11 protein-coding genes are annotated in these 14,163 nt (G+C 39.6%); 5 read left to right on the top strand and 6 right to left on the bottom strand.

What is annotated here, in order from left to right:
* Positions 1-15 precede the first annotated feature (15 nt).
* Entirely contained in the window at positions 16-2,916 is a 2,901-nt protein-coding gene (locus MWU84_RS05065) for an FAD-binding and (Fe-S)-binding domain-containing protein (protein WP_246898992.1), read from the top strand.
* Positions 2,917-3,057: 141 nt separating this feature from the next.
* Here MWU84_RS05065 and MWU84_RS05060 read toward each other — a convergent pair whose 3' ends face one another.
* A complete protein-coding gene (locus MWU84_RS05060) occupies positions 3,058-3,918 on the bottom strand; it encodes a UDP-2,3-diacylglucosamine diphosphatase (protein WP_246898989.1) in 861 nt (286 codons plus the stop codon).
* Positions 3,919-4,147: 229 nt separating this feature from the next.
* On the opposite strand from MWU84_RS05060, the gene aroC reads away from it, so the two are divergent.
* The 4 genes from aroC to MWU84_RS05040 all read left to right on the top strand — a co-directional run bounded on the left by aroC (position 4,148) and on the right by MWU84_RS05040 (position 8,374).
* Entirely contained in the window at positions 4,148-5,212 is a 1,065-nt protein-coding gene (gene aroC, locus MWU84_RS05055; RefSeq protein WP_246898986.1) for a chorismate synthase, read from the top strand.
* A 94-nt stretch (positions 5,213-5,306) separates the two neighbouring features.
* Positions 5,307-6,614 carry a dicarboxylate/amino acid:cation symporter gene (locus tag MWU84_RS05050; protein WP_246898984.1) on the top strand — a complete coding sequence of 436 codons (1,308 nt, stop codon included), beginning with the start codon at positions 5,307-5,309 and terminating at the stop codon, positions 6,612-6,614.
* 263 nt (positions 6,615-6,877) lie between these two features.
* Complete coding sequence (locus MWU84_RS05045) at positions 6,878-8,035, top strand: flavohemoglobin expression-modulating QEGLA motif protein (RefSeq protein ID WP_246898982.1); 1,158 nt, start codon at positions 6,878-6,880, stop codon at positions 8,033-8,035.
* A 165-nt stretch (positions 8,036-8,200) separates the two neighbouring features.
* Complete coding sequence (locus MWU84_RS05040) at positions 8,201-8,374, top strand: hypothetical protein (RefSeq protein WP_093980103.1); 174 nt, start codon at positions 8,201-8,203, stop codon at positions 8,372-8,374.
* 70 nt (positions 8,375-8,444) lie between these two features.
* Here the strand turns inward: MWU84_RS05040 and MWU84_RS05035 are convergent, their stop codons facing one another.
* The 5 genes from MWU84_RS05035 to MWU84_RS05015 form a co-directional block, all read right to left on the bottom strand.
* Positions 8,445-10,955: an outer membrane beta-barrel family protein gene (locus MWU84_RS05035; protein ID WP_246898980.1), complete on the bottom strand. Its 2,511-nt coding sequence runs from the start codon at positions 10,953-10,955 to the stop codon at positions 8,445-8,447.
* 3 nt (positions 10,956-10,958) lie between these two features.
* Complete coding sequence (locus MWU84_RS05030) at positions 10,959-11,450, bottom strand: hypothetical protein (RefSeq protein ID WP_246898978.1); 492 nt, start codon at positions 11,448-11,450, stop codon at positions 10,959-10,961.
* A gap of 180 nt (positions 11,451-11,630) precedes the next feature.
* Positions 11,631-11,975, bottom strand: a complete 345-nt coding sequence (gene arsC / locus MWU84_RS05025; protein WP_246898976.1) for an arsenate reductase (glutaredoxin) — start codon at positions 11,973-11,975, stop codon at positions 11,631-11,633.
* A 137-nt stretch (positions 11,976-12,112) separates the two neighbouring features.
* Positions 12,113-13,211 (bottom strand): peptide chain release factor 2 gene (gene prfB, locus MWU84_RS05020; RefSeq protein ID WP_246898973.1). Its coding sequence is split into 2 segments (ribosomal slippage): positions 12,113-13,147 and positions 13,149-13,211, totalling 1,098 coding nucleotides; the frame shifts between segments, so codons are not numbered across the junction.
* A gap of 68 nt (positions 13,212-13,279) precedes the next feature.
* Complete coding sequence (locus tag MWU84_RS05015) at positions 13,280-14,131, bottom strand: transglutaminase family protein (protein WP_246898970.1); 852 nt, start codon at positions 14,129-14,131, stop codon at positions 13,280-13,282.
* Between the last annotated feature and the right edge of the window lie 32 nt (positions 14,132-14,163).

Here is a 14,163-nt window from a genome sequence, read left to right as displayed (position 1 = left end):
GAGTTGGATAAAAATATGCTAAATAATTTAAAAGGTGATTTGGAAGGCGATTTGTTTGTGGACAAATTAATGACCACCCTATACGCCACCGATGCTTCTGTATATAGAAAAATGCCACAGGCAGTGGCCTACCCCAAGACGGAAGAGGATATTAAAAAACTAATTCTATTTGCAAGGGAACATAAAATTGGCTTAATACCTAGAACGGCAGGAACCTCCCTTGCCGGACAATGTGTTGGGGACGGTATAGTAGTGGATGTCTCCAAAAACTTCACCAAGATTCTGTCAGTAGATGTAGATAAGAAACAGGTAACCGTACAGCCGGGAGTTATCCGAGACGAGTTAAACCTACATTTGCAATCTTATGGCCTATTTTTTGGACCAAACACTTCCACTTCCAATCGATGTATGATTGGGGGCATGGTCGGTAACAATTCTTCCGGAACGACTTCCATACAATACGGAGTTACCCGTGATCAGGTGGTGTCCCTAAAGACTTATTTATCCGATGGTAGCAAGGTGGAATTCAGGGATCTTTCCCTGAACGAATTTCTGGGAAAAATGTCCTTGGATAGTTTAGAAGGAGAAATTTATAGTAGCCTTCATAAGGAATTGAGCAACAAGGAAATACAGGAAGAGATTGTTAAAGAATTTCCAAAACCTCAAATTCACAGGCGCAATACAGGCTATGCTGTGGATGAATTGCTAAAGAATAATATTTTTGGGGATAGTTCCGAAGACATAAACTTATGTAAGTTATTGAGTGGAAGTGAAGGTACTTTAGCTTTCACTACGGAAATAGTACTACAATTGACTGAGTTGCCACCCAAACTTTCTGCCATGGTAGTAACCCATTACAAAACCTTGGAGGACTGTTTAATGGATGTAGCTCCTGTAATGGGCCACAATCTACATCTCTGTGAAATGATGGATAAGGTAATTTTGGATTGTACCAAAAACAACCGTACCCAATTGGAGAACCGATTCTTTGTGGAAGGTGATCCAGCAGCTTTATTGATGTTGGAGGTAAAATCCGATACCGAAAAGGATTTGGATGTTCAAATTCAAAAATTACTGGAGACCGTTAAAAAGTCTGGATTGAGCTATGCCAGCCCAATACTCATGCATGGGGATGTAAATAAGGCCATTGAACTTAGAAAGGCCGGATTGGGACTTTTGGGGAACATTGTGGGCGACCGAAAAGCGGTGGCCTGTATAGAGGATACGGCAGTGGCCTTGGATGACCTAAAGGATTTTATTGGTGAGTTCTCCCAAATTATGAAGGACTATAAACAGGACGCCGTCTACTACGCACATGCAGGGGCAGGGGAACTCCATTTAAGACCTATTTTAAATTTGAAGAAATCTACGGATGTAGCTTTGTTCAGGGCCATTACTACGGACGTTGCCAAACTGACCAAAAAGTATAACGGCTCTTTTAGCGGGGAACATGGGGATGGTATAGTACGGGCAGAGTTTATTCCGTTAATGATAGGGGAAAAGAATTATGAGCTCTTAAAACGAATAAAAAGCTATTTTGATCCCTCCAACATTTTTAATCCAGGGAAAATTGTGGATGCCTATCCTATGGATGAATCCCTAAGGTATGAAATTGATAGGCCGGAACCGGAAATTGAAACCTTGATGGATTTTTCCGATAGTGAAGGTATTCTAAAAGCGGCCGAAAAATGTAATGGTAGCGGGGATTGTAGAAAGACCCATTTGGTGTCCGGGGCCATGTGTCCCAGTTATCATGCTACCAAAAACGAAAAGGATACCACTCGTGGTAGAGCCAATACTTTAAGGGAATTTTTGACTTCTTCCGATAAAACCAATAAGTTCAACAATAAGGAGCTCAAGGAAGTATTTGATCTTTGTTTAAGTTGCAAGGCCTGCTCCAGTGAATGTCCCAGTAATGTGGATGTAGCTACCTTAAAAGCGGAATTCTTATATCAATACCAAGAGGAGAACGGCTATCCGCTCAGAGCGAAGCTTTTTGCCCATAATACTCAACTTAATAAATTGGGGAGTAGTATGGCAGGTATTACCAATGCCATGTACGATTCCAAAATATTTGGCGGATTGCTTAAGAAGTCGGTCGGAGTTGCCGAGCAACGAAGTTTACCCAAAGTTTACAAAGTAGATTTTGATAAGGAACTTCAAAAAGCTAGGAAACAGTCCGTTAGTTCTAAATCAAAGATAGTCTTGTATATAGATGAATTTACCAATTATTTGGATGTTGATCTTGGTAAGGATGCTATTGAAGTCTTAACGCGACTTGGCTATGAGGTAGAACTTTTTTACGCAGAGAGTGGCCGTACTTATATTTCCAAAGGGTTTTTAAAACAGGCTAAAAAGTTGGCCACAAATAATCTGGAAAAGCTTTCGAAACTTGCGGACAAAGGTCTTGTCGTTGTAGGTTTGGAGCCGTCCGCCATACTCACCTTTAGGGATGAATATAAACGCTTTGGTTTTGATAAAAAGAAAATGGATGCCGTTGCCGACAATTCTTTTTTAATAGAAGAATTTTTGGCCAAGGAGATTCAGTCAGGGGCGTTGACATCCGATTTATTTACACAGGAAGCCAAGACCGTTAAGATCCATACACATTGTCATCAAAAGTCAATTTCAAACCAAAAGGTAACCTTTGATATATTGAACCTTCCAAAAAATTACTCTGTTTCCATCATTAGTTCCGGTTGTTGTGGTATGGCTGGGTCTTTTGGCTATGAAAAAGAGCACTATGAGGTAAGTATGCAGGTGGGGGAACTAAAGTTGTTCCCAGCAGTTAGAAAGGCAGCTGAAGATGTAATCATTGCTGCCAATGGAACAAGTTGTAGACATCAGATTTATGACGGTACCCAAAGGAAGGCCTTGCATCCTATATCTATTCTAAAGGAGGCACTTATAGCCTAATCTGGTTTCAATTAATGGATAGAATCTTAGCCCTGTCCCATATTTTTAAGAGATATTGGTCGGGTTTTTTTTTGTAGATTTATGGAAACAAGAGCATAACACAGATTTTTTTTAGCTTTTAGATCATACTAAGAATTGCCCTTAAATCTTTGCTTTCTTTGAAGTTTTTATTGGAGGCTGAACAATGATGGAGGTGGAAGCCAGCAATTCGTGAATGTCCATACCTTTTAATTCTTCATCCGCAAAGAAGGGGGAGAGCTTATCCGCACTATACCTATATATTTTCCAGCGATTAAAGGTGTATTCAAGGGCTGTAAGATTTTCTACCCAATCCCCGGAATTTAGATAAGTACATGTGCCGCGTTCACTTTCATAAATCTCCTTTTTTGGTTGATGGATATGACCACAGACAACATAGTCATAGTTCCTATCTATGGCTAGCTCCTTGGCTGTGTATTCAAAATTTTGAATAAATTTAACTGCTCCCTTTACACTATTCTTTATTCTTTTTGACAAGGAATATTTCTCTCGACCCAATTTGCCCAAGATCCAATTAATAGTTCTGTTGCCAAATATCAACAGATGATAACCATGCCTTCCCAATTTGGCCACCCATTTTGCATTTTGAATGGAAATATCAAAAACATCACCGTGAAAGAACCAAGCTTTTTTACCATTCAATTCTAAGGACAGTGTATCAACGAAATGAATATTTCCCAAACACGTACCACAAAACCTTCGAAGTCTTTCATCGTGGTTCCCTATAATGTAATACACTTCGGTACCATTGGTTGCCATCCCCATTATTTTTCTTAACACTTTTAGGTGGGTGGCCGGAAAATACTTTTTACTAAATTGCCAGATGTCTACTATATCTCCGTTTAAAACAAGGGTTTTTGGGTTTATACTATTTAAATAGGCCAGTAGTTCGTCGGCATGGCATCCGAAAGTTCCTAAATGTATGTCGGAAATGACTACTAATTCTATTTGTCGCTTTTTCACTGAAGTGGAGTTTTATCAAATTAAAGTATTGCGTTTAAACTAAAAGTGAAGGCAAAATCAAATTAGAATAATGAAATAGTTAAGTTTACATTAAGTTGACCCAATTCTGTTTTTATTTGCAATAAGCAAGATTTCAATTTTCGTATCTCTGTTTTAAGATTTACCTTTGGATCTTTTAGTTGAAATGACTCTTTTAACCATTTCATAAACACAATTTTTAACTACAACCATGGCAGGAAATACTTTTGGAAACCTTTTTAAATTATCTACGTTTGGAGAATCGCACGGTGTTGCCATAGGCGGTGTTTTGGATGGTTGTCCGGCGGGAATAGAATTGAATCTTGAGGCCATACAGAAAGATTTGGACAGACGTAAACCTGGTCAGTCAGCCATCGTAACCCAACGTAAGGAACCGGATACCGTTGAGTTTTTTTCGGGAATTTTTGAGGGAAAGACAACCGGGACACCCATAGGGTTCGCCATACACAACACCAATCAGAAATCACATGATTATTCACATATAAAGGACTCTTACAGACCTTCGCATGCCGATTATGTTTACGATCAGAAATATGGTTTTAGGGACTATCGTGGTGGCGGAAGGAGCTCTGCCAGGGAAACTGCGAGTAGGGTAGTGGCAGGTGCTATTGCTAAACAATTCTTGGGCGACATGAAAATAAACGCCTACGTTTCCCAAGTGGGTGAGCTATCCTTGAACAAAAGTTACCAAGAACTCGATTTTTCACTTATAGAATCCAACCCTGTACGATGTCCGGATACGGCCACTGCTGCCAAAATGGAAGAGTATATTAAAAAAATAAAAAAGGAAGGCGATACCATTGGTGGGGTAATTACTTGTGTCATCCAAAATATACCCGTGGGTTTGGGGGAACCAGTTTTTGATAAGTTGCATGCAGAATTGGGGAAGGCCATGCTCTCCATTAACGCCGTTAAAGGTTTTGAGTATGGTAGTGGATTTGAAGGGGTGAAGATGAAAGGAAGTGCACACAATGACCAATTTAATAGTGATGGCTCTACAAAAACCAATCATAGTGGCGGTATTCAGGGAGGCATAAGTAACGGAATGGATATTTACTTCAATATAGCCTTTAAGCCTGTAGCTACTGTTATTCAGGCTTATGATACCATAGACAAGGAAGGGAACAAGGTAACTACCCAGGGCAAGGGCAGGCATGACCCATGTGTAGTGCCTAGGGCAGTGCCAATAGTGGAAGCTATGGCGGCTTTGGTTATGGCCGACTATACTTTATTGAACAGAACTATTAAATTATAAAATAATAGCCCTATTAATTATAAAATTATAGCCCTATATTTTTTGGTGCTTTGTACTGCAAAATAGTATCTTTCCAATCTAAATCATGGTTTTTATGAGGAAGTTGGAATTGCATTGGCAGATTATATTGGGAATGTTGGGCGGAGTTCTTTTTGCTCTGGCCATGGTTCAGTTTGATTGGGGCCCGAAAATCGTCTCCGATTGGATTAAACCCTTTGGGAATATTTTTATTAATTCCTTAAAGTTAATAGCCGTTCCTTTAATATTGGCTTCCTTGATCAAGGGAGTTTCCGATCTTAAGGATATTTCCAAACTTTCCAAAATGGGGGGGAGGACCATTGGAATTTATATTGTAACTACAGTAATAGCCGTTTCCATAGGGCTTACAATGGTAAATTTAATAAAGCCCGGGTCTTCCATTAGCGAGGATACGCGTAACGAATTGGTGGAGAACTACAAGGGAGACGCCGATTCCAAAATAGCCCAGGCCAATGAACAAAGGGAATCAGGGCCATTACGGGCTTTGGAAGATTTGGTTCCCAGCAATATTTTTAACGCAGCGAGTGATAATGGAAATATGTTGCAGGTCATATTTTTTGCTATTTTTTTCGGAGTGGGATTGATTCTGATTCCGGCAGAACAGGCTGATCCGGTAAAGAAATTTTTCGACGGCTTTAATGAAGTAATTCTCAAGTTAATAGATTTAATTATGCTGGCTGCACCCTACGGTGTGTTTGCCCTGTTGGCTGCCTTGGTGGTGGAAGCACCCAGTTTAGACCTATTTCAAGCCTTGGGGTGGTACGCCATAAGTGTGCTTATTGGTCTGATTTTAATGATCGGTGTATATATTTCATTTGTATGGATCTATACCAAACGCAAGCCATCTTTTTTTATTAACGGAATTTCCCCAGCTCAATTATTGGCATTTTCTACCAGCTCAAGTGCAGCTACCCTTCCAGTAACCATGGAAAGGGTAGAGGAACATTTGGGGGTAGAGGAAGAGGTTACCAGTTTTGTATTGCCCATTGGTGCCACTATAAATATGGATGGGACAAGTCTTTATCAAGCCGTTGCGGCAGTATTTATTGCCCAGGCCTTTGGTATGGATCTTAGTTTTGGAGCCCAATTGGGAATTATAGTTACGGCCACCTTGGCTTCCATTGGTAGTGCCGCGGTGCCAGGAGCGGGTATGGTAATGCTGGTCATTGTTTTGGCACAGGCAGGTATTCCTGAGGCTGGATTGGCATTGATCTTTGCCGTGGATAGACCATTGGATATGTGCAGAACTGTGGTTAATGTTACCGGGGATGCTGCTGTATCCATGATGGTTGCAAAGTCTGTGGATAAGCTAGGAGAGCCCAAGGTAAAGGAGTGGAGCGATCATTACAAGCCATCAAAATAGCCTCTGCTTATTCCATAAAAAAAAAAGACCTTTTTAAGATTACCATAATTATTTGCAATGCTTTGTAAATTCAATTGATTGTTCCCATAATTTAGCGCAATCTTAATTGGACTTATGAAAAAACTTGCCTTGCACTGGCGAATCCTGATCGGGGTACTTTTCGGATTGTTTTTTGGTTTTTTGTTGTTAAGTGTGCCCGAGGGCAAAATAATTATAGCCTCAAAGAGGTTCATGAAATAGTTGTTGTGATGTTAAAACGAGAAATGAGCAAGGAAATAATCCAACAATTTCCCAATGTATTGGCAATAGATGCCAACCTGGACAGGTTGGTAAAAAAGATTGAATTACTTACCTATTTGAATCCATTGAACATTGAGAAGGAAAAACATCGATTCTTTTCCTCCAAGTACGTGGAAGAACCCTTATTTAAATATAAAAAATTACAATTTGACCCTTATAAATTGAACCGTTTGTTCTTTTCGCAACGCTTGGAGCGCATCAAGGACGAACAGATAAGAAAATTTTATCAGGATGTGGTGTATTACTATGCCAATATGATACAATGCGTAGAGACTATTGGTCAGAATAAAAAGTTTTATTATAATTCACTCAGGGTTTACGGCACTCCCACGGAAAAAGATGTTCAAAATGCCAGGTTTATTTTGCATTTGGCGGATGAACCGGATACGGAGGACATGGAAAAAATATATACCCCGGAGGATGCAAAGATTTATTTTGAAGAGTTTGCACAGCAATATAATTTTCCTTTGAACATTTCCTTTTCCAATAGTATTGCTGCAGATGCCATGGTGAGCAATAATACCCAATCTCTCCTAATTAAGAAAAATACCATTTTTAGCAGGAACCAACTGCTTACTTTGGCCAATCATGAGATAGGGGTGCATTTGGTAACTACCTATAACGGCATGTTGCAACCCCTAAAAGTCTTTTCCAATGGTTTTCCAAAAAATGTGGAAACCCAAGAGGGCTTGGCCGTGTTTAGTGAATATATGAGTGGTGCCCTTACCTTAAAAAGATTAAAGGAGTTGGCCTACAGGGTTTTGGCTTCGGACAGTTTGATCAAAGGTTACAGCTTTTCGGATACCTTCGACATGCTACACGGGCAGTACAAGCTTGATAGAAACAAAGCTTTTACCATAACTATGCGGGTCCATAGGGGAGGCGGATTTACTAAGGACCGCCTGTATTTAAGTGGATTGAAAAAGATTTACAAGCGACATAAAAATGGGTTGTCGTTGGATACTTTGTTAACGGGAAAGGTTACCATGGAATCTGAGGCTACTATAAACCGTTTTATGGACTTGGGCTTGGCGAATAATTTAACACATACCAATATGGCCTTTAAGCAGAATTGTAATAAGAACAATACCCTAGATTTTATATTGGACAATTTGAAATGAAAAGAAGGGAAGTCATCTTGCCCATAGTTTTGGATTTGTTGGGCTATATGGGGCGAATTTATCTTTGGAATAATAGAAGTAGTTTATAAATTATTTTAAATAGCTCTTGGAATAATAACTTAGATTTTGATATCTTTGTAGCACAATTAAAAAAAAACAGCGAGCATGTTCGATTTTGACCAATATCTAGGGTTTTTAGCATTTTTGACCATCTTGACCATCGGTTTTTGGTTAATGATCTTTTTGTTGACTTTTGTGATTCCCTACTGGATAGGAGGTTCTATCTTGGAAATATTGAAAGAAAAGCGAGAAGCTAAAAAAGCGAAGCGTAACCAATAAGAATACGACGATATAATATAAAGTAAAAAGGGAGCCAATGGGCTCCCTTTTTTATTGCTGTATAAGTTATTTAGCCTTCGAAATCCATGTCATCTCCACCACGATTTCCACCTTGTCTATTTCTTTCCCTTTGGTTTTGAGGTTGGTTGAACCTATATTGAAAGGATAAGGTTATTTGTCTTTGTCGCCATTGAAATTCACTATAGGTAGCCACATTTTCCGTTCTGGTATCGCTTATTCTTTTTCTTGTATTAAATATATCGCTCACGTTTAAAGTAAGGGATCCTTTATCCTTCAAAATGTCCTTACTTAGCGCAAGGTCGGAACTCAACATTCCCTTATTGGTGTTTTGGGCATCTTCGGAAGGACCCATATAGAAGAAGTTGGTCTGAAAATCGATTTTTCCAGGCAAGGGTATCTTGGCGCTAAAGCGGGTAAACCAGGCAAAGTTATTCGCATCAAAATTTTGAACTATTTCTTCATTTTGACTATTGGTATAGGTGAAGTCTCCCTGTAAATCCCTTTGGAAAGCATTTAGGTTCCAAGTCAATCTCCAGTTTCTTTTAGGGGTCCAAGTAGTGGTGAACTCCATGCCATAGCGTTCTTCGGTAGCTAAATTGATAGGGCTTCGTACCTGTACGGGTACCACAATGGGGTTTTGTGGGTTGTCCGGATTTTCAATGGTTACAAAATCGCCCGTTTCCCTGGAAACAAACTGAAATACCCCGGTAGATCTGTTAAAGTATCCAGAGGTAGTAAAAGTAAACTTATCCCACCGTTTCAAATAGCCCAAATCGTACGCATCGGTAAAAGTAGGATCCAAATCGGCATTTCCCTGAAAGAGGTTGGTGTTACTGGATCTCGAAGGAAATGGATTGATAAACCGAGAGCGCGGTCTTCTAAGCCTTTTGCTATAGCTTAGGGTAAGCTGTTCTTTTTCCGAAAATTCGTAGCCTAAAAAGATAGACGGAAACCAGTTGACGTAATCCTTATTGTTCAGATCATTGGAGTTTACCAGTTCTATTGCAATATCGGAAGCCTCCATTCTCAATCCACCTAGAATACTGAATTTATTGAATTTAGATCCCAATTGTGCGTAGGCAGCATTTACGTATTCCTTATAATTCAATTCATTACTAAAGTTAGGGTCGCTGGTAAAGTCACCATTTTGTTGCTGTATGCCAAAATCAAAATCGGTATTGTTATTGTTAAAGGTACCGCGATAGCCTACTTCAAATTGTGATTGATCATCCTTTCCAAACGGAAGTACATAATCCATTTGCACCAATTGCGATATCTGTGTTTGATTATCTATGGTCCGTTCCGTATCCAAGGCAATATTATCACCTAGGATGACCTCTTCTATTATGGAGTTTTCATCATCCACTCCTTTGGAGTATTGATAATCAAAGGTGAGGGTGTGTCCTTCTTTTTCAAATTTCTTTTGGTAATTTAAAGAGTATTGAACCTCCTCCTCAAACTCATCCTCAACGGTAAATCGGTTTCTTTGGATGGTAGGGGTTCTAGTGGCATCAAAATTGGAAAAATCCACATTAACTGTATTGTCCCCATTGGATTTACTAAAAACAAAAGAATTGGTAATGCTACTGCTTTCATCCAAAAACAATTCAAATCCAACATTGGTATTAAAGCTTTTGTCCTTTCTTTGGTAATCCCTTATTTCATTCTGATAACTCAAGGTATTGCCATTACTATCAAAGTTCTCTTGATCGAACAACGCGTTCCCTGGGCCGCTGCGGTAGCGGTAGGTGGTATTTGTAAAAATATTGAAGTTATCACGTCTTAAATTTAGACTTAAGGATCCTCCATAGGTCTCAGGATGACCGGTATAAACATTGACCGAGCCATTTACCCCTGCGGTCTTGCTCTGCTTTAATATGATATTTAAAATACCCGCCGTTCCCTCAGCATCATACCTGGCCGAAGGGTTGGTTATTACCTCTACCTTTTCAATAGCATCCGACGGTAGTTGTTGCAGTGCCTCTGGGCTTAAACCTGACAGGGCCGATGGTTTGCCATTGATAAGGATCCTAACACTTTCATTTCCCCTAAGGCTAATGTTGCCTTCCACATCGACAGAAACAGAAGGAACGTTGCTTAGTACATCAGTAACGGAACCACCTTTAACGGTAAGATCCGAACCTACATTATATACTTTTTTATCCAGTCGTAATTCTACAGTGGTACGCTCGCCTACCACTTCCACTTCCGCTAACTGTGAAACATCCAAAGCAAGACGTATTACGCCAAGGTCTTTGGGAGATCTTAGATTTTGATTATCTAATTTATAGGATTTATAGGAGATATACTCTACGCTAATGTTATAGTTTCCTGGGGCTGTCTCAACTTCAAATTTTCCATTGACATCTGTAATCCCGCCAGTAACTTTTTCAGGGTTTCTAACACTTTGTAGAACCAAAGTGGCATATTCCAAAGGTTGATCCGTTTCTTGGTCCAAAACGGTCCCAGTTATTTTTATTGGTTTTTGAGGGGCTTGCCCCCCTTGCGCATACCCTATTAAGGAAATTAATAATAATGTAACTGGGAATAGTTTTCTCATTTGTTATGTTTTATTCTTTTTCTTCTTTTTCTTCTTTTTTTCCTTAACCTTTTTAAAACCGTTTTTCTGCAGTTCTACAAAAGCTTCATATTTATCCTCTGGCAGTCCGGCCTTAAGTTCTTCGTCCTGTTTTAGGGTAATTTTCTCATAACTCTCCCTCATCTTATCCGCAGGCAGATCCAGTATTTGCAATTCTATTCGCTCCTGGAGATACTTCTTTAGGGTGGTACTCAAAACTGCTTCCTCAAAGGGGTTTAAATCCAATTTCTCCGTTATTCCGGGCATTTCTTGATCTACAATTTGCTCTGCCGTTAATTTCTCAGGCTCCTTGGGTGTTTCCTGTACTTGAGGAATACTATTTCTCTGTCTGCCATACCCTCCGTATCCTCCGTATCCATACCCATACCCATTTCCGTATCCATATTGGGCACTTAAAAAAGGAAAGGATAAAACGATAAAAAGAACACTAAAAAATAATTTCTTGTTAGTTTTCATGATGTCAATGATTAATGGGATTCCAAAATTAATTGATGGTTTAACCGTCAAGGGTTAAATCTTTGTTAAAATGAATATTTCAAGAACTGTGCCGTAGTGCGGCCGTAAATGATCTTATCTAATGTTAGATTAATAATATAACAATAATTGCTTCTATTACCAATCCTTTTAACGCGGATACTAATTTAGCAGTTCTTTTATTTTTTCGGGAGGTCGTCCAACCACCCCATTGTTGTCCCTGATTACGATAGGACGTTCAATTAGTTTGGGAAACTCTATCATAGCAGCAATTACCTCGTCGTTTGTCATAGATTTTCCCTTGAACTTTTCTTTCCAAATTGCTTCGTTGGTCCGCACCAATTGCAAAGGTGATATGCCTAAAGTTTTTAGAATAGTCTCAAGTTCCTTTTTGGTAGGTACTTCTTCAAGATATTTAATAATCTCAAATTTATGTCCAGAATTTTCTAAAATGGCCAATCCTTCCCTGGACTTTCCACATCTGGGATTGTGATATATTTTTAACATATTTATTTGGTTTTAAGTCTTTGGGCTAAAAGCACCACGGTCACTTATAAGTTAAGAGAAAAATCTTGAATCTGGGTACCTGAAACTTTTGCGCCTATTTCAATAACAATATTTTTGGTTTTAACAGTAGTCCTTTGTTAACTTTCTTCTTTCTGTCCCATCATCATGAGATAGGCCTTTAAGAATCGGTCAATATCGCCGTCCATTACCGCGTCTATATTACCCGTTTCCTCCCCCGTTCGGACGTCTTTTGCCAATTTATAAGGGTGCATTACGTAATTCCTAATTTGGGAGCCCCATTCTATTTTCATTTTGGAGGACTCTATTTCTTGTCGGGCTTCCATTTTCTTTCGCAATTCAATTTCGTACAATTGGGATTTTAGCATTTTTAGAGCCGTGGCCCTATTGTCGTGCTGCGATCTAGAATCGGAACAGGAAATCTGAATTCCAGTGGGTTTGTGGGTCAGCTGAACCTTGGTTTCTACCTTGTTTACATTTTGTCCTCCCGCGCCACTTGATCGGGCAGTGGTAATCTCCACATCGGCCGGATTTATATCAATTTCGATACTATCGTCTACCAATGGATAAACATAAACGGAAGCAAAAGAGGTATGGCGCTTGGCATTACTGTCGAAGGGAGAAATACGGACAAGCCTGTGCACCCCGTTCTCGCCCTTAAGCCATCCGAAGCTATAGTCCCCCTCGATTTCCAGAGTCACTGTTTTTATTCCCGCAACATCACCCTCCTGGTAATTGAGCTCTTTTACCTTATAACCATTCTTTTCACTCCACATCATGTACATCCTCATAAGCATGGACGCCCAATCACAGCTTTCCGTACCTCCGGCACCGGCCGTAATTTGAAGTATGGCCGTAAGTTCATCCCCTTCTGCCGAAAGCATGTTCTTGAATTCCAATTTCTCCAAGGCCTCAATGGTCTTGTCGTAATGGGCTTCAACATCGGCCTCGGACATTTCACCTTCTTTCTGAAATTCTAAGAAAATCTCTAGATCCGTCACTAAGCTTTTGGCAGCGTCAAAGTCATCTACCCATTGTTTCTTGGACTGAATCAGCTTCATCTGCTCTTGTGCCTCTTGGGGATGGTTCCAAAAATCTGGGGCCAAGGTCTTTTCCTCCTCGTTTTCTATTTCTATAAGCTTGGCATCTATGTCAAAGATACCTCCTTAACGCACCAAGGCGATCAATGAGACTCTTATAATGGTCCGTGGTTATCATATTCTATTTAATTTTCAGCCAAAAATAGGATTCTTTTTTTTGATTTTGGACCAAATGGGAAATGTTATTTATTGTTGGGCCTGTACTTCCACGGAATGAACGGTTTTGTTGTCACCTTGTGAATAAACTACACCTTTTAATGGCGAGCAATCCTTAAAGTCCTTTCCGTGGGCTACTTTAAGGTGGTTGTCATCGACCAATATATTGTTGGTAGGGTCAAAGCCCATCCAGCCAATTTGGGGCACATAAACTTCTGCCCAAGCATGCATTTGCGCATCGCCAAAATAGCCATTCCCTTGATGCAGGTAACCAGAAACATAACGTGCGGGAATATTATTGGCCCGTGCCAAGGCACAGAATAAATGGGTAAAATCTTGGCACACACCCGCCCGGTTATTTATAATTTCCTCCAACAAGGTATTCACATGGGTCACACCAGTATTGAAGTGAATATAAAAATAGACCCAATTATTTAATTTTTGAAGATTATCAAATATACTTAGGGTAGTGTCAAATACAAAGAGATTTTTTGAATCCTGCGGCAGGGTGGTAAATTTGGTCTGGCCCAAAAATTGCTCAAAATCAACCTTGAAATCCAAACTTTGAGCAAGCTCATAGTTGTCCAAGATATTAAAGATGGGGACTTGCCCAAAAGGATTAAGGCTGGTTTTTTTTAGAATAAAAGTGGCCCTAAAATTTAATTTTTGGAATTGCTCCTGGGTATTTATTCGTATGGTCTGAAAACCATACCCATTTTGCGAGAATTCATTTTTGGCACCCAATGAATTCTCAATTTCAATACCTACCAATTCTTGTGTATCATTATTCTCGGGCACGATCAAAAATTGCCAAGAGGCATTTTCTACGGGATTCTCGTAATCATTTTCGGTATTGTAGGTAACAGAATATTCAAATGACATTTCAAGTAGTTCTTAACACAAATGTAAGTCAA

The sequence above is a fragment of the Arenibacter sp. F20364 genome (assembly GCF_023015905.1).
Taxonomy (GTDB): Bacteria; Bacteroidota; Bacteroidia; order Flavobacteriales; family Flavobacteriaceae; genus Arenibacter.
The sequence above is the reverse complement of the archived record's forward strand: the minus strand, read 5'-3'. Positions and strand labels throughout refer to the sequence as shown.

Excerpts from the sequence above, each read along its gene's own strand:
- MWU84_RS05035 (WP_246898980.1), bottom strand. The coding sequence starts at position 10,955 with ATGAGAAAACTATTCCCAGTTACATTATTATTAATTTCCTTAATAGGG.
- aroC (WP_246898986.1), top strand. The coding sequence starts at position 4,148 with ATGGCAGGAAATACTTTTGGAAACCTTTTTAAATTATCTACGTTTGGA.
- MWU84_RS05015 (WP_246898970.1), bottom strand. The coding sequence starts at position 14,131 with ATGTCATTTGAATATTCTGTTACCTACAATACCGAAAATGATTACGAG.
- MWU84_RS05065 (WP_246898992.1), top strand. The coding sequence starts at position 16 with ATGCTAAATAATTTAAAAGGTGATTTGGAAGGCGATTTGTTTGTGGAC.
- MWU84_RS05040 (WP_093980103.1), top strand. The coding sequence starts at position 8,201 with ATGTTCGATTTTGACCAATATCTAGGGTTTTTAGCATTTTTGACCATC.
- MWU84_RS05030 (WP_246898978.1), bottom strand. The coding sequence starts at position 11,450 with ATGAAAACTAACAAGAAATTATTTTTTAGTGTTCTTTTTATCGTTTTA.
- MWU84_RS05050 (WP_246898984.1), top strand. The coding sequence starts at position 5,307 with ATGAGGAAGTTGGAATTGCATTGGCAGATTATATTGGGAATGTTGGGC.
- arsC (WP_246898976.1), bottom strand. The coding sequence starts at position 11,975 with ATGTTAAAAATATATCACAATCCCAGATGTGGAAAGTCCAGGGAAGGA.
- MWU84_RS05045 (WP_246898982.1), top strand. The coding sequence starts at position 6,878 with ATGAGCAAGGAAATAATCCAACAATTTCCCAATGTATTGGCAATAGAT.